The organism is Croceifilum oryzae (assembly GCF_030814315.1).
Classification (GTDB): domain Bacteria; phylum Bacillota; class Bacilli; order Thermoactinomycetales; family Thermoactinomycetaceae; genus Baia; species Baia oryzae.
Window position 1 is genome coordinate 35,649 of the sequence record NZ_JAUSUV010000001.1, and the last position, 18,904, is coordinate 54,552.

An 18,904-nucleotide genomic window follows, 5' to 3' on the forward strand; every position below is an offset into this window, starting at 1 on the left:
AGGAATAAGAGATGAAAAAAAGATGGCTTGTTGCCTTAATCACGGTTATTTCGTTGCTTGCCGTTGCTTGCGGAGGAAAGAAAGAAGAGTCTACCTTAACAGTAGGAGCGTCCCAAGTACCACATGCTGAGATTCTCGAGCACATCAAACCACAACTTGAAAAAGAAGGTGTAAAGCTGAACGTAAAAGTATTCCAAGACTATGTATTGCCTAATAAAGCAGTAGAAGAAGGTCAACTCGATGCGAACTTCTTCCAACACGTTCCTTGGTTAGAGACGACCAATAAGGAAAAAGGGTACCACATCGTAAAGGTTGCGGGTGTCCACATTGAGCCAATGGGTGCATATTCTAAGAAGTGGAAAGAAGTAGCACAGATTCCAAACGGCGCGACGGTCACATTACCGAATGATCCGTCTAATTTCAAACGATCCCTTCAGTTGCTAGAAGCAAAAGGATTGATCAAATTAGATAGCCCAGATGGCGAGAAAACGCTCCAATCCATCAAGGAAAATCCGAAGAAACTTCAATTTAAGCAACTAGAAGCTGCGATGCTCCCTCGTACCATAGGCGAGGTAGATTTAGCGGTTATCAACACAAACTATGCATTACAAGCAAAACTAAATCCAATCAAGGATGCCCTTTTCATCGAGGACAAAAACTCACCGTACGTCAATATACTTGCTGCAAAACAGGGCAACGAAAACAAAGACGCCCTGAAGAAATTGTCGAAGGTATTAACCTCACCAGAAGTGAAAAAGTTTATTGATGAGAAGTACAAAGGCGCAGTAGTAGCCGCGTTTTAATCGAACTCCCCAGTGCAGACCTATGAACGAATAGGATGTACTGGGGAGTATTTTGGTTTCCGTATGATGTTAATGTGAATAATTTGGTCATAATGTAGATACAATGTATATACATGAAAATAGGGAGGCGATATAATGAAATCAAAGGCAAGCAAGGGAGGAATCAGCGTGACCACATTAGTGTCTAAGTGGGGTAACAGCCTTGCCATCCGGATTCCGAATCACGTTGCAGAGATGTTATCGATTGAAAATGGATCGGAAATGGAAATGGTAGTAGAGGGTCAAGAGATCAAATTGATTCCCATGAAGCAAAGACCCACACTTGAGGAGCTATTAGCAAAAGTGACTCCGGAAAATCGACATCATGAAGTGGATTTTGGGGAAGCAGAAGGAGCTGAGCTTCTGTAATGACCGCACCAGAGAGAGGTGACTTAGTATACCTCCAATTTAACCCACAAGCGGGGCACGAGCAGGCAGGGAGACGACCTGCGATTGTGTTATCGCCGAAGATCTTTAATGAAACCACGAAATTTGCAGTTGTCTGCCCGATTACCAGTGTAGAAAAAGGTTATCCGTTTGAAGTGAAATTACCTGAGGGGCTCCCATTTCAAGGAGTAATTCTCACGGATCAGGTGAAGAGTTTAGATTGGAATGTACGAAGATTTGAAACAAAGGGGCAAGTGACGGATGAAGTAGTGGCAGATTGTTTAGAACTCATTCATACCTTTTTATCATAAGTGAGCGGGAAATGTAGCTCACTATTTTTATGCTCATAACCAGAAACGGGAGACACTAAATTGGGGATTTTTGCTAGGGAAAAAGGAGTTTGTTTTCGTTTTTGTAGGGGAAATAAGTACCCTTAAGGGAGGTGTCTATTTGAATAGGCAGTATGTGGGAATGCCAAATTCTCCATCTACGAATCTATAACAGAAAAGGATGATATCTCTTGAAGAAGATGAAAATGGCCATGGGAATGCTTGCTGGATTATGTCTTTTTAGTTTTACAGGTGTAAGTGAAATGGTTCAAGCGGAAGAAAATAAAGTGAAACACAGTGTAAGTGATGATAGAGTGAATCAAGCATTTACCGATCTGGAGAAGAAGTTTGATGCACGGCTAGGTGTTTATGCAATTGATACGGGAACAGGGCGTACTGTTACGCACCGATCGGACGAGCGTTTTGCCTATGCGTCTACTTTTAAGACTCTCATCGTAGGTATGTTGTTGAAGCAAAAATCAATTGATCAGCTGAATGAGTTGATTACATATACAAAAGAGGACGTAACCCGAGCTGGGTATGCACCTATTACTGAAAAGCATATAGATACTGGAATGACACTTAGGGAGCTTTGTGATGCTACCCTTCGCTATAGTGATAATGCTGCCCTTAATCTAATCCTTGAAAAAATTGGAGGTCCGAAAGAGGCTAGAAAGGAATTAATGAAGATAGGCGATCATACGACGAAACCTTCTCGCTTTGAGCCAGAGCTGAATGAGGCGACTCCTGGAGATATTCGTGATACCAGTACACCAAAAGCGTTAGCGACAAGTCTAAAGGCTTTCACACTGGGGAATGTCCTGCAGGCGGACAAGCGTAATTTGTTGATCGATTGGATGAAGAGAAATACGACAGGAGATAAGCTCATTCGTGCAGGTGTCCCGGAAGGCTGGATCGTGGGTGATAAAACGGGATCAGGTGGCTACGGAACCCGAAATGATATTGCCATTGTCTGGCCTCCGAACAGAGCGCCCATTGTGATTGCTTTGTTATCGAGTCGAGACCAGAAGGATGCTACTTATAACGAAGAGCTGATTGCACAGGCAACGAAAGAAGTGATTGCCACTCTGGAGAAGAAGTAGATCTATTACAATTTGAAAAGGGTAGTAAAACGATTCGGATGGGTTTAGACCAACTGGATTTCGTAGGGATAATGAGGGATTCGATCTATCAATTTCAGATCGAATCCTTCTTTTTAAACAAATCTAAACGGGGCTTGATCTTACTACTGTGGAGCGTCCTATTCGTCATAACTTATCGCCATTCGAAGTCTTGTTAAATCCTGGATATTTTATTGTTTTACCTTTTTTGCAGATGTGTAGGATGATAATCTGGCAAAGAGAATGCCTTTTTTATATAATCTGCATTCTCTTTGCCGGCTACTTGACTTACTACATCAAAAAAGTTTGCAAAGGTTGCGTTAGTAAACTTGTTTTTCTCAAAATAAGTTTTCATAATTTGATCAAACTTTTGCTCGCCTACTTTATAATATAAATCGATTAACGCAATCCCACCCTTGCCATAGATATATTTACCGTATTCATTAGGGCCATATTGATTTAGTGGACGATTGATAACTCCTGGCAATCTGACTATGCTCTCATTCTTATCGGACAGATAATGTTTAAATCCATTTTTGCCTTTTGTGTCGTATTCATTAAAATACTGATCTGCAAAAACGGCAAATGCTTCGTCTAATGCTGGATTTTGGTACGGATCATTTCCGATCATCCCATAAAACCACTGATGCGCTAATTCATGAACAAATGACAGTTTTGTAGCCTTGTTCGAGTAATCTCCCATTTGAATAATGGTGGGGTATTCCATATTTACACCAAGGACTCGAGTCTCCATAATATCAAATTCTGGGTAAGCATATGGTCCGAATTTTTCATTAAAAAACGATAATGCTTTTTCTACCATATTTAGCCCATTTACTGCTATTTCCCTGCTCTGGGCGTTTCGTTTATCGTAATAGCTATTCACTGTAATACCGGCTACTTTTCTGGTTTCTTTTTCATAGTGTGGGCTAGCAAAAAAGACGAATTCTCTCACGTTTGGAGCATTCACTTGAATGATTTTTTCATTTTGATTGATATCTTCTTTTTCTGTACCTGTAGCCGCGACAGTCATTTCTTTTGGAACTTTAAGCTCCATATGATAGTCGGATAACTCACTGAAATCGGATTCCCCATCAGGATAGTAAGGCTTTTCATCCCATTTTCCTGTTTTGGAATCATACATGGCTAAAATGGGATACCACTTCGTAATCGAATAAAAATCATCCCTGTAGTGTAAGCGCTGAAAACCATAGGGTATTTTAACGACAAAATCGATTTTTACTTCAACATGCTCATTCGGTTGTATAGGATCAGGTAGTTGGATTTTAAGCACTTGTTTTTCTTGGGTATAAGTAACTTTTTTACCACGAATGCTTACATCCTTTACTTCGATATCTCCAAGGAAGTCTTTTTTTGTTAGTGAAGGATTCTTCTGGATCTCCTTTGCAATCAGCTTTGGATCTGGTTTTGCCAGCATATTACTCATAGTCTCCACTTGATTATAGGAATTGGGATATAAATGAAAGACTAAATCATCCAGGTCTTGAGAGGATTTACTTTTAAGTGAAACCGTTTCACTTGCGCGAATGGTATGCTGTTGATGATCGAGCTCAGCTTGAATTTGGTATTGTGTTCTGGGTTCACTCGATTTTTCTTTTACATCCATATGGAACAGATTAGGATTTTTATCTATATTTGGTAAAGATTTTATCGCAATGGCAATAGTTGATAAGATTATTCCGTTCATAACAATACGTGTCCATCTTTTCAATTAGATCACTTACTCCTTATCATAGACTTTATCAGCAATAAACCTGGCGACTTATTCTCATGAAGTTGATATCCTAAAATTCTGTTTTCTGCTCACGCCTAAATAAAGATAATAGATTTTTATTTATAAATCCTTCTTCAGCATGAATCTTTCTTTTCCATGCTAGCATCCTTCTTTTATGTAAAGTGAGATGCTTATGTATATAGTAATATAGAGGAGAAGCTACTAAATCGAATTCTCCTATAAACTCGGTAAAGTCCCCGTTAAAATTTCTTTTGAATCTATATAGAGGACACTCTAATGGTTTAAATTTAGCTACACGTGAAAGCATGCCAAAAAAATCATACATGTTACAACCTTTCCGTTTCGCTTCTTTGATCATATGCCATTGGATTAAATAGTTAGGCATGAGATGACGGAACTCATTAGAGCTTGCTCCATATAAATACCAGGTTTTTTGATTATGAAATATAGCAATAGCTCCTGAAAGAATAAGACCATCTGGATTGCTACTCTTTAACTCTTTCATTTCTTCCTTTTGCATCAAGAGCTTATCTATGCTTTCTTTCAATTCGATCGCTTCCAAGTTTACTTTTTCAAGTTTTGCCTTAAGCTTCTTTTCTAACACATTCTTCTTTACCTGTAACAATCTATTCTCTTTCTTATTGATTTGCTCAACTATAAAATTCAAGTGTTTATCTATATTTAACTTAGCAAAATATATCTTTATACTTCCATTCGTAGACAAGGAATCATACAAACGATGAAAGGAAGACAAGGAACGAGGGGAGCTATGTTGCCGTTGAGAGGTAATCAAATGTAACTTATGATAGATGTCTAGTTGTTCTTTTGTTCCTTCTATCATTTCGATACCCCGTGTTTCTGCCAGATGTATCTTATATTTTGCACTTTTAGAAAACTGACCCAGTATCTCTTCTTCCGTTCGTGATAGGTTTAAGCGAAAGGTATAATGAGGTTGAAGCCCCTTATAATACGACCTAATCTTTTGAGATTTATAGCCTATCCCTTTTAACGTTTCAACTATGTCATAATTATTATCCTTATCCCGTTCGATATGACCGTCGATCGTACGTGGATGTAATCGAATATCAGGATCTATACGAAGAAAGGTAATGCGATTTCGTTTTAAAAACAAGCGAAGATAGTGTGTAAAAGCCTTTACGTAATCTTTATTTTTAAAATCAACTACAAATCCTCTAGGGGAGATAGCCATTTTTTTAGAAATAAGCGGTTCGGGCATAGAACGAACTAAAATCATAGCTGCTGCACGCAGATGACCATTTTCCTTAAGTCCCACTAAATACATTTTCTCTGTACTACTCTGTTCTCTATACTTTCCCCATTCGACGCTTTGTAGGAAGTGGCTTTTAGAGTGGTGTCTCACAAATTCGTTATATTCCTCTTCTGTAATGCAGTCTGAAAAAGTAAATGAATTTTGTATATTACGTTCCATTACGTCAACTTCCTTCATGTGGAAACATTATCAACCAGAAGTCATTCTTCTTGCGATTCGACTAAAACTCATACATGGTGTTGTTTTTTCTCTTGGTGACAAGGACCAGTATAGGGGGAGGTTATTTCAAAGTAACAAACGACTTATTTCAGAGTTGTAAACAATCTAAAAAATAGAGACTCAGCCGTTTCAAAAAAGTAGCTGACGATGGATGATAAGAAATCACAGATTATCGATTGCTTGGATTATCTGACCAGACAAAATAAAATAACCTGCCACCTGTATTGAGTAGGTGGCAGGTATAATCCATTTTTCTTCTTTATTTCATGATTTAATCTGTTTCTGATTTATGGTATAAGCGTACATAAATCATTTGTTTGGTTTTCGTATTGTGCGAGAAAATGAGATGATTTTCTTGTCCAAACTGATCTTTGATGGTATAGATGGCGTCAGCTGTATGTGGAACATCTTTAGAAGTGTCTGCAATTTCAGTTGGTCTTCCAATTTCTTTCATCACCTGATCGATTTTTAACTTCTTGTAATCAGGACGGTAAGAAGTAATCTCCGCTACTTTATCAAAGGAATCTAACGAAATATCTGTGTGATATTTTTCTTCATACATTAGAAATGGATCAGACGAACCATCTTTCGGTTCTCCCCATAATTCAAAGAGTAATTTTTTACTTGTTCCAATCCCTAGATCTTTAGGTAAATAAGGGAGGGTTCCCTTTTTAGCTGATCTGAGTATGGTTGTCGCTAAATCTGTTTGAGTATTGATATCGTACATGGGAACGATATAATAATATGTCATTCGAGGATTATTTGAATCCGTTTTGTCCGGGACTTCAAAGCCGAAGTAAATCTGATAGTTCCCTGTCTGATAATATAAGACATGTTTCCCGTCTTCTGTATATTCATCTATAGGATTGCCCATCGTTTGAATCACATCGGTCAAGGGAATCTGTTCTAAGCGATGATCATCGCAAGTGATCCGGACTACCTTCTTTTGATCGTTAACTGAAAACTCGATCTCTCTTTTTGTGTAAAATAGAACATCTGGGTAATTAGGATCTGTAACGGGCTGTCCCCACTTCTGAATAATCGTTGCTTTCTCCGTACGAATGCTAAATTCACTATTGATTACTTTTCCCATTCGTGCTAACTGAATGATCTCTTTTACAGTTTGTATAGATGTTGAGCTTTCATCTACTGGAGAATCGATCACTTTGATTTGATTCTCAGATGGTGCCGTTCCTATATCACAACCAGCAAAAGCGAATGCGCTCGCTAAAAAGATCAGATAGAGCCATCTTTTTTTAAGATTCATCGTGGATACTCCCTTGCACGTGCTCGTTTGTATAAAGAGGAAATGAAACACAAATCGTCGTTCCTTTTCCCTCTGTTTCGATCAAGTGAATCGTTCCTGCTTGATTTTCTACTAATTTTTTCACTAAGGCCAGTCCAAGCCCAGTTCCTCCAAATTCCCTAGATCGATCCTTGTTGACTGTATAAAAGGGCTCAAACACTTTTTCTTTCATCTCTAAGGGAATACCGATTCCGGTATCTCTTACCTGTATCCATACCCTCTGATGATCTACATAGCTTTTCACAACAATTTTCCCATGAGGCTCATTATATTTAATGGCGTTATCTAATAAGTTAATAAAAATATGAGTGAGATTTTCTTGATCTGCCCAAATAACGGCTGACTCTAGGTCGGTGTCCAAACGTAATCCATACTTTTGTGCTTTGATGCGAATTCGTTTACATAACTCTTCGAGAATTTCTTTTACCTCTACCTGTTCCATTTGTGATTCAAAATCATATTTTTCTAAGGTAGCTAGGTGAAGGATTTTTTCGACCATCTTAACCAAACGAATTGTCTCTTTTTGAATGTTCTTTTTAGCGTCTTCCAATAACCCTGGATCATCTGGATACATTTCTATTAATTCTAAATAAGCCATGATCACTGTAAGAGGTGTTTTAAATTCATGTGTAACATTACCGATGAATTGTTTTTGTTGCTCTTCCAATCTTCTTAATTTGTTTACAGCTAACTCCAGTTTTTCTTGCTCTTCCTCCATGGTAGAGATATTTTTTTCAATTTCGTTACTCATAAAATAAATCCCTTGACTGAGTGTTCCTAACTCATCTTTCCTTTTAAGCGGTGGCTTAGAGATGTACTGACCGATCTTAATTTGTTCTGTTGTTTTTTCCAGCATCAAAATCCCAACAGCTAGACGATTAAAATAAATATAACCTACTAGAAAGCTAAAGATCAAAACACCGCTTCCTATACGATAGAAAAGGGATTCGGTTCTGTTGTAATAATCCAAACTCTCTTTTAATGAATACTGAAACTGAATGACACCGATTTGTTCCTTTATATCATGTAGAGGTGTAAAAAAATAAAGAGTATCTCCAGTTATTTGATAAACCGTTTGCCCCTTTAACGCGTAAGGTAGAACTTTTGTTAGATTGATTTTACTAGCAGTGGGAAGGGAATCACCGATCTCTTTTCCATTTTGATCATATAAAATCACATGCATTCCACTTGTTAATCCTAGTTGTCTTGTTAGTTCCTTTCCTCGCTCAGTAAGATACTGTTTAGACTCTCGAGGATCTGTAAAAGTAGCTTGTCGTATATATAGATTAGCAGCTTTACCCTGCCGACGTAATTCTTCTTCATAATGCTTTTGTTGATCGGTTCGAACCCCATGCAGAATTAAGATACTTAATACGCTTACCGTTAGTAGTAAAAGCATAGCAAGAAATAGACTAAGCTTAATCTTTATACTTACTCTCATGTTAGATCTCCAGAAGCCTTATATCCGACTTTGTATACCGTTTGGATGAGCTTTTGATAAGGATCACCCAATTTTTTTCGCAATCGTTGAATATGAATATCCACCGTACGAGTTCCTCCCGCATAATCCATCGCCCATACTACATTCAATAATTGTTCTCTCGTATATACTCGTTCTAAGTTAGAAAATAGCAATAATAACAAATCAAACTCTTTTAAAGTCAGATCTATCGGTTTTCCAAAAAGAATAGCCTTTCTCTGCTTGGTATGAATTCGTAGATCATGGACCTGTATTTCTTCTTCGTCTTTCATGAGTGATTTACTTTTATCTAGTCTTCTTAAGATGACCCTAACTCGCGATAATAACTCCTTGATATGAAAAGGTTTAGTGACATAGTCATCTGCTCCTAACTCCAAACCCAATATTTTATCAACCAGATCATTCTTTGCGGTCAATAAAATAATTCCTAAATCGTTATAACCCTGTAGTTCCTTACAAACATCGAAGCCATTCTTTTTCGGCATCATCACATCTAAAATAACCAGTTGAGGATGGAACAAGGAGATTTTTTGTAATGCTTCTTCTCCATCAAAGGCAGTCTCCACCGTATATCCCTCTCGTTCAAGAGCATAAGCAATTGCTTTTGTTATGTTCTTTTCATCATCTGCTACCAATATTTTTGCCTGCATGTTCTCATCCCTCTTTGTTGATAAGACCTCATATTAAGTTGCAACTTCTCGATATTCTCATATACTCTTTCTACAGCATAGTCTATTTAGCGTAACTATTATACGCGAAGCCAAATCATCGATCGCTTGGCTTATCTGACCAGACAAAATAAAATCACCTGCCACCTGTATTGGATAGGTGGCAGGTATAATCAAGTTTTTTTTTATTTCTTGATTTTATCTGCTTTGGATTCAACGTATAACCTTACATAAATTACTTGTTTGGTTTTCGTATTGTGCGAGAAAATGAGATGAATTTCGTCTCCAAACTGATCTTTGATGTTATAGATGGCTTCAGCTGTATTTGGAGCATCTTTAGAAGTGTCTTCGATTTTAGTCGGTTTTCCAATTTCTTTCATCACCTGATCGACTTTTAACTTCTTGTAATCAGGACGGTAAGAAGTAATCTCCACTACTTTATCAAAGGAATCTAACGAAATATCTGTGTGATATTTTTCATACATCAGAACTGGACCAGATGAACCATCCTTCGGTCTTCCCCATAATTGAAAGATTAATTCATTACTTGTTCCAATCCCTAGATCTTTAGGTAAATAAGGAAGAGTTCCCTGTTTAGCTGATCTGAGTATCCTTTTCGCTAAAGCTTCTTGAGTATCGGGCTTTGATCCTTGCTTACCTTCTTCTTTATTTGATGAAAATACGGCTTGCATTGGTTTGTCGGTAGCAGGTTGTGTAGTCTCTTGAGTCGCTACTTGTTGACCCTTATTCGGAAGGATGTTTGCACCAGCTTGTGCATTACATCCAACTAGTAATGAGATAGATAAGACCGCACCCGCTAAAATAAATACAGGTTTCTTCATTTGTATATCCCCCTAAAATATAGTGAATCAACCAAAATTCATACATGTTGTTGTTATTTCTCCTGGTGACAAGGATTAGTATAGGGGGAGGTTATTTCAAAGTAACAAACGACTTATTTCAGAGTTGTAAACAATTTAAAGATTCATCCATAAGCAGTTGAATGTAAGTATAGATCGATTCAACAAGTCGTGGGAGCCTTTCATGTAAGGTGACTGGCGAGAAGCTAAAAAAGAACACTCCATAAAGCGGAGCATTCGTTATCAATCACTTAAACTATGAGACTTGTCCTTTAGTAACCCCTACAATCCAACTAAAAATGTTTTTACTTCGTCCCCAAATATGCACGGATCGTACGTACCAAGTTAACAATGATACTTCCTGATAGGACTACAATTACTACAATTTGGAATACAGAATGGTTCATAGTAAAGCAAATGAGAATCAGTAGACCTATTAATATTGCTGTTAACAAGAGATAGTTCATCCATTTATCCATATTTAAAAACTCCATTCAAGTTGATGTACAATAATATACTATCTACCTTGAAAATTACCAAGACGTCCTCCCCATTTAACATCTACAGCGAGTCCTTTACTGTTTCTGTTGCGAGAAACTGCAGTCTTTATCATGAATGATAGGATAAACTTGATATGATGATCCTTCTGGCACAGATTCACTTCGTTCAAAAAGCAATTGCGATTGGGTCGACTTATATTTATGTTTCGACTAAGTATTTTAATCGAGGATTCCAATTTCAGTCTGCCCAGTATGATACACATTTCGGTGATTATTTTGTGATGTATCAAAATGAAAAAGGTGAAGGTATGGGACTGCAGACTGATCCTTCTTTCTTCCCTGTTTTTGTCTTGTATGACTCTTTTGATCCGGAATAATATAATCGCTGGTGGTAAGAAAAAGGAATTCATGTTAAGCGGATTCCCTTTTCTCCTACTTGTTGTAGAAGGGTGTTTTTAATGAAAAAAGCATTATTATCGGGTGTCATTGCGGTGTGTCTAGCTACTATTCCAGTTAGGAACTTCAATAACGTAAAAGCGAATGATAGTGGGAAAATGGAATTACTGCCCATATTTTTATCTGATATGAACACAAAAGCTAGAGAAGAGGGCATGAAGTTTTATAACAATTTGATAAAAGACATGCCAAAAGAGTTTCACAGTAAAAAGTTGGGGAAGGGATTGAATCGTTTTACAAAAGAAAAACTACAAAATCTCCCTCCTAATGCCAGTATCAGTAGCGAAGGGAAAGTTTTGTTAGCTCCATCAACTACTGAAAAAAGTCTCCTCGTGAATGAGGGGAATTAAGGTACACTTAGATGTATGTCACGTTATTAACAACTAAGAGGATGAACAAAATGAACTATGATTATAACCAGTGGATTCTAGAATGGAATACAATATTAGAACAGGTTCGTTTAGTAAGGTCTGATGGAATTGTACCTCAACCAATTATAAAAGAACCTGCTACTCAACAAGAAATCGAAGAGATTGAAAATAGGCTTGGCTATCAGCTACCTTCGATGTTTCGACACACGTTGTTGCATTTTTCAAAGTCAGTAAGTCTGTCATGGGATTTTTATAAAGACCCACTGGATCAAGCTCTGCCAAAGGAATTTAGAGAAGGTGGTTTTGGAACAATTGAGTGGCGTATGGATGATATAGAGGATTTGGACGAATTAGCTGGAGACCTCGATGCGGATGTTCTTCATATTTATGGAATTGAGGATGAAAATTATCGATCGCCCTTACACGGAAAGCTACAATTTATGCATGTGGCAAATGGAGATATTATTGCCTTTGATATGCAAGTAATGGGTGAACCGTCAGTTGTGTACTGGAATCATGAAACAGATGAACTTATTTACCTAGCAGATTCATTTCATTCTTTTATAGAGAGGCTAAATAAACTGCACTGTGTAGGAAACGAAATCTGGGCTTATGAACCTTTCTTAACGGATCAGGGGTTAGATCCAAACGGTCATAATGCTCAGAGTTGGAGGAAATGGTTTTCTGAACTAGTTGTGAATCATAAATAAAAATTTGAGATAAATAAAAAACGCTCACGTGATAGCTATGGCGAATACGTGAGCGTTTTTTATTCCTCTTTCTTGAACAAGCATCCAAAATAGTCTCTTTATCTATACCATTATGGTTACAGATTCATATTCTATCTATATATCAAAAGTTAGGAGTGAGAAGATGAGCCGATGTAGAAAACATGAGCCTGGTTGTGGACCTCAAGGACCACAGGGACCTAAAGGGGTTAGAGGTCCCAGGGGGCGTAGAGGCAGAGGGCGAGATGGTCTTGATGGAGTAACAGGTTCTACAGGCGCTACTGGAACACTAGCAAATAACTTTTTATATGCTACCATAGCCGGTGCCGGTAATACTGCTGTTCTTCCGGCAAACAGTACGGTACCCTACGATACGGTTCTAGCTCAGGTAGGTTCTAATATAACTCTCGATCCCGCTACTGGAGCGGTCTCTTTAGTAGGAGGACATTTTTACTTAGTCATTTATACAGTAGGTCCTGTTACGAACAACCTTATATTTAACCTACTTTTCAATGGGGCTCTGGTTCAAGGAACCCAAACGCAAGTTACCAATAACTCAAATGCTCCTCACACTGCATCAACGATTATTGAAGTGCCTGCAGGCCCTCCTGGACTTGTGACCGTTTCCAACTTAGCTGCAACAGCGGTAACAAGACCACAATGTGGGATTACGGTATTCATGTTGAGTTAACAAAGTTGGTTCCGTATTTGTTTCTACTTCACTCGATACTCCAACTCTCCCAGCTCTACCTTCACTTGACCATGGGTCCAATCAATGATCTGTGCTTGGATCTGTGCTACTTCGTCTACGGGTACCCATAGAGTCCAGCTTATGTGCTCAGTAAACACGGGTTGGTCGAGGAAGTAGGGGGTTTGGCGTAGTTCGTGTTCGAGTTTTCCGATGTGGGCGTAGTCAAATGTGATGGTGATAGACTGATGGAGGACGGGTTGAACGATTCCTGCGGCTTCTAGGGCGGCGGAGGTTCCTTGGCTATAAGCTCGGACGAGACCGCCAGCCCCTAGTTTGATGCCTCCGAAGTATCGGGTAATCACGACTGCGGTATATTGAACTTTCTTGACATGTAGGACTTCAAGCATGGGTTTGCCTGCTGTGCCGGAGGGTTCGCCATCGTCGGATGCTTTTTGGATTAGATCGGTGACGAGGTAGGCAGAGCAGTTATGGCTCGCATCCCAGTATTTTTTAGCGATGTCGGCGATAAACTTCTGGGCTTCTTCTTCGGTTTTAACAGGGCTAGCTTGGCAGATAAAACGGGATTTTTGAATGATGATTTCCGTTTCGCCATATCCAGCAATAGTTAGATACGATAATGGTGTCTTCATGATGTGAGGGCTCCTCTCCCAAAGAAAAGACGGCTATAGGCGCCGTCTTGAGGTGTTGTTAATTTGTCTTTTTCGGTGAAGGGACCTCGATTTTATTTTGATCATACGGAAGGTCCAATTCTTTTTTAAGTAGATTGCTAACGCGATCACGCTCTTTTTGGCTAACTAAATCATACCAGATTCCGTTGATTCTTTCAGAAGGAGCTTGAATCGTGATGTGTTTGAAAGATTCTTTCGGAATGCCACGGTAGACGCTAGCTAGAGTAGGTATTTCAGAGGGACTAAAGCTATAGGCAAAGTTATTCCCTACGATTTCCGTGAGCGAAGTAAATTTGGTCAGTACTTGAACGCCTGTTAATTTGTCTAAAAGCTGATTAATGACTTCTTGTTGCCTTCGATTGCGGCCGTGATCTCCCTCAGGGTCTTGTTTTCGCATGCGTACATAGGCTAGTGCTTCTTCCCCGTTTAAGTGCATGGGTCCAAGGCGGAAGTGGATGATTTTATCGTTAAAGGAGTGATACGTGAAAGCTCTTTTGACATCTACATCGACTCCATTCAGTTGATTGACTACATCCATAAAGCCTTGGAAGTTAATCTTCGCATAGTAATCGATGGGGACGCCTCCTAGAAAGCTCTCAACCGTAAGTCGTACATTAGAAACGGGATCGACTCCTTTTTCTCTTCCCCATGTAGCCGCTGAGTTAATCTTATCTTTCCGACCATTTGTATGGGAGATCGTCGTCTGCGTATCGCGGGGGATACTGACGATGGATGCCGATTTTTTTTCTGGATTAATGGCGGCAACCATGAGGACATCCGAGCGCCACGACTCCTTTTCCCCTTTGGCAGTGCGTGAATCGACGCCCATGAGAAGGACGGTAAAGGGTTCTTTCCCAATCTCTACCTGCTTTTGCCTGAGGTCTGACTTTGTTGCATTTGAATCATGCCCTTTTGCTAGAGCAGTCCACATTTGATATATATAAAAGCTACCAATTAGAGCGAAAAGCGCCAAGCATACGAAGAGTATCCGATTCCTCTTTTTCCTTCGAGTTGCTCGTTGCTCTGAGCGTTGATTCTTCACCAAATGATTCCTCATTTCATTAGAAGCTTTGGAAAACGAATTGCTCTTATACTATCATTTGGGAAATATTAGGATCAAGCTTAGGAGAGAAAAAGAAAAAATACCTGAATGGATCAGGTATTTTTTCTTGGAAATTATGGAGTTGTCGTGGTTGATTTGTTTCCTTTGTTGGAGGAGTTTTGAGAATGGTTAGATTGACCATTAGGTTGTTTAGGCTGGTTGTTATTAGGTTGATTGGATTGATTAGAACCTGTACCTTCTGAATTCCGGTATGCCCTTGGAGAGATTTGCGTTGTAATCTGCTCAAGCGTTTTTGCCTGAAAAGGGTCCAGAGTATGATCATATAAGAGTGCGTGCTTGTCGTAGTCTTTCCCTAGATGTTTCAGTAACTCAGCGATGGCACGCTGGCGCTCCCCTTCTGGAACCGTTTGATATGACTTACCATCTCTAACCTCATAATTAAATAGGGTTATTGATTCTTTGTTGTGTTGTGCTTCGCGATACACATTAAATAATGGAAGTACCTCACCCATATCAAAGCTATAACGGAAGTTTTTGCCGACTGCTTTGGTGATGTCGCTAAACTGTGTAACTCCAGTAAATCCAATCATCTTATTTAAAATCAAATTAATGACTTCTTGCTGACGGCGATTTCGGTCATTATCATCTTCCATTTCTGGAGGAACTCTTGAGCCAGTGCCTTTATGCTCTTTACGAGTCCTTACATACATAAGAGCTTTTTCACCATCTAATTTGATTTGTCCTGGTTCGTATTTCAGCAATTTTCCACCATAGAACGGAACTTGGAATTTATATTTGTTATCTACCGTAATGCCACCTACTGCATCTACTAAATCCATAAATCCTGAGAAGTTAATCTGTGCTACGTAATTGATTTGGATCTTGTTATCTAAGAACTGCTCTACCTGTTTCACGATTTGTTGGTTTTTTGCTTTTGCATCCGAACCAGAGTGGAGGGCAGATAAGGTCTCCGTAATCTTGCCCTTGCTAGTCGAATTATAGAATTTCACATACGTATCACGAGGAATACTCATGGTTCGTACAGATTTTTCCTTTGGGTTTACGGTAGCTACCATTAAGACGTCAGGACGTCCTCCACTTTTGTTTTCATTTTCAAGATCATACTGGTCAATACCCACTAAAAGCATGGTAAAAGGCTCTTGCTTTACGTCTACTTTCTTGGCATCTGTTTTTAGGTTTTCGTCATGCGAGTTTGAAAATGCACTAATAAGATTCGTCGCATAATAGCCTGCTATACCAATAAAAAGAGCTAAGATCGAACTGATAATAATGATTCTTTTTTTCTTCTTCTTTTTACGACGCTCTACTCGTTGTTGTCGATTGCGTTGAGAGTTCATTCATCATGCTCCTTTCAGATATGATTCTCGAGTCATATTTGTTAGCGTTTGGCTGTATTTGTCTCGTTTGACTTCGTGGTTTTTGGCTTACGATCCGGGTTCTTGAGATCTTGTTCGAAATCGTATGCGAGATCTGTCGCATTGTATGGTTTATCCATTGCTTTTAGCAGTTCTGCGACGACTCGTTTGCGTTCGCCCTCTGTCGTGATCTGACAATCCCCATGTGGTGGTAAAGTTCTAGAATAAGTATTTAATTTAATAACTTGGTTATTTTCTTTGGGGATATCCGCATAGATACTCATTAGAGGTAATATATCAGAAAACCCAAAACTGTACTGGAAGTTATTCCCGATCACTTTGGTGATATCGGTAAACTGCGTTAAGCTTTTGAAGCTAAGCATTTTATCTAAAACTTGCCTTACGGCCTGTTGTTGTCGTTTGTTACGCCCGAGATCCCCTTCAGGATCCTGTTTTCGTTGTCGTACAAAAACAAGTGCTTCTTCCCCATTTAAATGTTGGTTTCCTTTTTTAAAGTGGAGATATTTCCCGCCAAATGTCTGCATTTTAAAGTCATATGGAACTTCTACGTCAACTCCACCCACTTGGTCGACAAGGTCCATAAATCCGCTAAAGTTGATTTTAGCATAATAATCAATGGGGATTTGTCGATTCAAAAAATCTTGAGCGGTTTCGCGTACAGAGTTGATTGGAGTAAGCTTATTTACACTCGTATATATGGAAGCGGCAGAAGCGTTGATTTTGGTTTGAGTCTTCGTTCCATGGATTTGAAAATAGGTATCACGAGGGATACTTACCATGTGTATGTTCTTTTTTTCTGGATTGATGACAGCGAGCATCATCACATCAGGACGCCAACCTTCTCTAGATTCTTTTTTGGAGTCGTATTGATCCGCTCCGATGAATAGGATAGTAAAAGGTTCTTTCTTTACATTGACTTGCTCTTCTCTTAAGGAAGATTTTCCTGCGGTAGAGTCTTGACTGCTGGTTACGGTTGTATAGAGATTATAGGCGTAAATACCAGCTGTAACAAGAAGAGAGGAGAGAATCACAGAGGTCCAGATGAGAATCTTTTTTTTCCTACTCTTTTTCTGAGTGGGTTGTTTATCCGAATCTAGGGGCTTAAAGCCATCTTGCATAACTAGCCCTCACTTATTTGTATAATTTTTTACTTCATCCTATCACCTTTTCTACTTTTTTAACATTATTAGTAAGCAAGGTACACAAAATCCTCAAAAATGCATGGAGACTTGGGATATGTGTGGGAGGTGGTGGAATATTTATTTAGTCGGAAAATACAACTATATGAATACCGAATATTGCTTGTGTTTATGTGTATAATCTTGTATTCTTAGTGGTGATATAGTGATTGACTGGAATTAAGTAGCCTCTTTTTACTAGGTGTTCACACGAGAAGTTTGTCATCAAGCTGAAGAGTAGAAACACCTTTCCAAGAGAGGAGAGGTTTTTTTATTTACATATAATGGTTATTTAGGGGGAGAATCCATGTCTGAAAAGAAGCGTGCGTTGTTTACTTCCGAATCCGTAACAGCGGGTCATCCAGATAAGATTTGTGACCAGATTTCGGATGCTATTTTGGATGCTATTTTGGAAAAGGATCCAAATGCTCGTGTCGCAGCAGAAACTTCTGTTACGACTGGCTTGGTTTTAGTTGCGGGTGAAATTACAACTAATTGCTATGTTGATATCCCAAAAATTGTACGTAAAACAGTAAGTGATATCGGATACACTCGTGCAAAATTTGGCTTTGATGCTCAAACTTGTGCTGTTTTGACATCGATTGATGAGCAGTCTGCGGATATCGCCCAAGGTGTCGATCAAGCGTTAGAAGCTCGTGAAGGTTCTATGACGGAAGAAGAGATTGAAGCGATTGGTGCAGGGGATCAAGGACTCATGTTCGGCTTTGCTTGTAATGAGACTCCAGAATTGATGCCGCTTCCCATTTCATTGGCACATCAACTAGCTAGAAGGCTTCATGAAGTACGTGTCGATGGAACGCTCAAATACTTACGTCCGGACGGGAAAATCCAAGTAACAGTTGAGTATGAAGACGACAAGCCAGTACGGATTGATGCACTTGTATGCTCAACTCAACACGCTGAGGATGCTACACTCGAACAAATTCAGAGCGATATACGAGAGCATGTCTTTGGTCCAATTGTTCCAAAAGATATGATCGATGAAAATACAAAGTACTTTATCAATCCGACCGGTCGATTCGTAATCGGTGGACCTCTTGGGGATGCTGGACTTACGGGTCGTAAAATTATCGTAGATACTTACGGTGGATATGCTCGCCATGGTGGTGGAGCATTCTCTGGTAAAGATCCTACGAAAGTAGACCGTTCTGCTGCATATGCGGCACGTTATGTAGCGAAGAACCTAGTCGCTGCTGGTCTTGCTGAGAAGTGTGAAGTGCAATTGGCTTACGCAATCGGAGTAGCTCGCCCTATGTCCGTTCGCGTTGAGACATTTGGTACTGGTAAAGTTGATGAAGCGGTTCTAGTTGAATTGGTAAACAAACATTTCGACCTCCGCCCAGCCGGAATCATTCGCCAACTAGACCTACGTCGTCCACTCTACCGCCAAACTGCTGCTTACGGTCACTTCGGTCGTACGGATATCGACCTCCCATGGGAGCGTACAGATAAAGTAGAAGCGTTAAAAACAGACGCAGGCTTATAAGCGAATCACGAAGAGTCATCCAACAAAGGATGGCTCTTTTTGTTTAAACAAAAAAGGATTCATGA

20 protein-coding genes are annotated in these 18,904 nt (G+C 39.3%); 9 read left to right on the forward strand and 11 right to left on the reverse strand.

All coding sequences use genetic code 11. The annotated features are described in order from the left end of the window. Nucleotides 1-11 precede the first annotated feature (11 nt). The 4 genes from J2Z48_RS00185 to bla all read left to right on the forward strand — a co-directional run bounded on the left by J2Z48_RS00185 (nt 12) and on the right by bla (nt 2,661). Nucleotides 12-803: a MetQ/NlpA family ABC transporter substrate-binding protein gene (locus J2Z48_RS00185; protein WP_307249826.1), complete on the forward strand. Its 792-nt coding sequence runs from the start codon at nt 12-14 to the stop codon at nt 801-803. Nucleotides 804-938: 135 nt separating this feature from the next. After that, a complete protein-coding gene (locus tag J2Z48_RS00190) occupies nt 939-1,211 on the forward strand; it encodes an AbrB/MazE/SpoVT family DNA-binding domain-containing protein (protein WP_307249828.1) in 273 nt (90 codons plus the stop codon). Beyond that, entirely contained in the window at nt 1,211-1,540 is a 330-nt protein-coding gene (locus J2Z48_RS00195; RefSeq protein ID WP_307249830.1) for a type II toxin-antitoxin system PemK/MazF family toxin, read from the forward strand. Before J2Z48_RS00190 ends, J2Z48_RS00195 begins: the two co-directional genes overlap by 1 nt. A gap of 218 nt (nt 1,541-1,758) precedes the next feature. Then, entirely contained in the window at nt 1,759-2,661 is a 903-nt protein-coding gene (gene bla, locus J2Z48_RS00200; protein ID WP_307250396.1) for a class A beta-lactamase, read from the forward strand. Between the two features lie 217 nt (nt 2,662-2,878). On the opposite strand, the gene J2Z48_RS00205 is transcribed toward bla, so the two are convergent. From J2Z48_RS00205 to J2Z48_RS00235, 7 genes are all read right to left on the reverse strand, one after another. Continuing rightward, nucleotides 2,879-4,411 carry a M1 family metallopeptidase gene (locus tag J2Z48_RS00205; protein WP_307249832.1) on the reverse strand — a complete coding sequence of 511 codons (1,533 nt, stop codon included), beginning with the start codon at nt 4,409-4,411 and terminating at the stop codon, nt 2,879-2,881. A 73-nt stretch (nt 4,412-4,484) separates the two neighbouring features. Further along, nucleotides 4,485-5,885 carry a lipid II:glycine glycyltransferase FemX gene (locus J2Z48_RS00210; protein ID WP_307249834.1) on the reverse strand — a complete coding sequence of 467 codons (1,401 nt, stop codon included), beginning with the start codon at nt 5,883-5,885 and terminating at the stop codon, nt 4,485-4,487. A 331-nt stretch (nt 5,886-6,216) separates the two neighbouring features. Then, a complete protein-coding gene (locus J2Z48_RS00215) occupies nt 6,217-7,212 on the reverse strand; it encodes a DUF4309 domain-containing protein (RefSeq protein ID WP_307249836.1) in 996 nt (331 codons plus the stop codon). Next, nucleotides 7,202-8,692 carry a sensor histidine kinase gene (locus J2Z48_RS00220; protein WP_307249838.1) on the reverse strand — a complete coding sequence of 497 codons (1,491 nt, stop codon included), beginning with the start codon at nt 8,690-8,692 and terminating at the stop codon, nt 7,202-7,204. Before J2Z48_RS00220 ends, J2Z48_RS00215 begins: the two co-directional genes overlap by 11 nt. After that, nucleotides 8,689-9,381: a response regulator transcription factor gene (locus J2Z48_RS00225; RefSeq protein WP_307249840.1), complete on the reverse strand. Its 693-nt coding sequence runs from the start codon at nt 9,379-9,381 to the stop codon at nt 8,689-8,691. The genes J2Z48_RS00220 and J2Z48_RS00225 overlap by 4 nt, the downstream gene beginning before the upstream one ends. A 203-nt stretch (nt 9,382-9,584) precedes the next feature. Then, on the reverse strand, nt 9,585-10,241 hold the full coding sequence (locus J2Z48_RS00230; RefSeq protein ID WP_307249842.1) for a DUF4309 domain-containing protein: 657 nt from the start codon (nt 10,239-10,241) through the stop codon (nt 9,585-9,587). 323 nt (nt 10,242-10,564) lie between these two features. After that, nucleotides 10,565-10,738 carry a hypothetical protein gene (locus J2Z48_RS00235; protein WP_307249844.1) on the reverse strand — a complete coding sequence of 58 codons (174 nt, stop codon included), beginning with the start codon at nt 10,736-10,738 and terminating at the stop codon, nt 10,565-10,567. 155 nt (nt 10,739-10,893) lie between these two features. Here J2Z48_RS00235 and J2Z48_RS00240 point away from each other — a divergent pair, with 155 nt between their 5' ends. From J2Z48_RS00240 to J2Z48_RS00255, 4 genes are all read left to right on the forward strand, one after another. Continuing rightward, the gene (locus tag J2Z48_RS00240) at nt 10,894-11,136 is read left to right on the forward strand and encodes a hypothetical protein (protein ID WP_307249846.1); all 243 of its coding nucleotides are present in this window, start codon (nt 10,894-10,896) and stop codon (nt 11,134-11,136) included. A gap of 81 nt (nt 11,137-11,217) precedes the next feature. Continuing rightward, nucleotides 11,218-11,565: a hypothetical protein gene (locus J2Z48_RS00245; RefSeq protein ID WP_307249848.1), complete on the forward strand. Its 348-nt coding sequence runs from the start codon at nt 11,218-11,220 to the stop codon at nt 11,563-11,565. A gap of 50 nt (nt 11,566-11,615) precedes the next feature. Then, nucleotides 11,616-12,296 carry an SMI1/KNR4 family protein gene (locus J2Z48_RS00250; RefSeq protein WP_307249850.1) on the forward strand — a complete coding sequence of 227 codons (681 nt, stop codon included), beginning with the start codon at nt 11,616-11,618 and terminating at the stop codon, nt 12,294-12,296. 163 nt (nt 12,297-12,459) lie between these two features. Then, nucleotides 12,460-13,005, forward strand: coding sequence for a hypothetical protein (locus tag J2Z48_RS00255; protein WP_307249852.1), 546 nt, complete (start codon nt 12,460-12,462; stop codon nt 13,003-13,005). A gap of 23 nt (nt 13,006-13,028) precedes the next feature. On the opposite strand, the gene J2Z48_RS00260 is transcribed toward J2Z48_RS00255, so the two are convergent. From J2Z48_RS00260 to J2Z48_RS00275, 4 genes are all read right to left on the reverse strand, one after another. Beyond that, nucleotides 13,029-13,655, reverse strand: coding sequence for a YigZ family protein (locus J2Z48_RS00260; RefSeq protein ID WP_307249854.1), 627 nt, complete (start codon nt 13,653-13,655; stop codon nt 13,029-13,031). 58 nt (nt 13,656-13,713) lie between these two features. Next, a complete protein-coding gene (locus J2Z48_RS00265; RefSeq protein WP_307249857.1) occupies nt 13,714-14,736 on the reverse strand; it encodes an LCP family protein in 1,023 nt (340 codons plus the stop codon). A gap of 134 nt (nt 14,737-14,870) precedes the next feature. Continuing rightward, the gene (locus J2Z48_RS00270) at nt 14,871-16,115 is read right to left on the reverse strand and encodes an LCP family protein (RefSeq protein WP_307249859.1); all 1,245 of its coding nucleotides are present in this window, start codon (nt 16,113-16,115) and stop codon (nt 14,871-14,873) included. A gap of 41 nt (nt 16,116-16,156) precedes the next feature. Further along, the gene (locus tag J2Z48_RS00275; protein ID WP_307249861.1) at nt 16,157-17,272 is read right to left on the reverse strand and encodes an LCP family protein; all 1,116 of its coding nucleotides are present in this window, start codon (nt 17,270-17,272) and stop codon (nt 16,157-16,159) included. A 367-nt stretch (nt 17,273-17,639) separates the two neighbouring features. Between J2Z48_RS00275 and metK the strand changes: the two genes are divergently transcribed. Further along, nucleotides 17,640-18,839, forward strand: a complete 1,200-nt coding sequence (gene metK, locus J2Z48_RS00280) for a methionine adenosyltransferase (protein ID WP_307249863.1) — start codon at nt 17,640-17,642, stop codon at nt 18,837-18,839. The last annotated feature ends 65 nt before the right edge of the window (nt 18,840-18,904 follow it).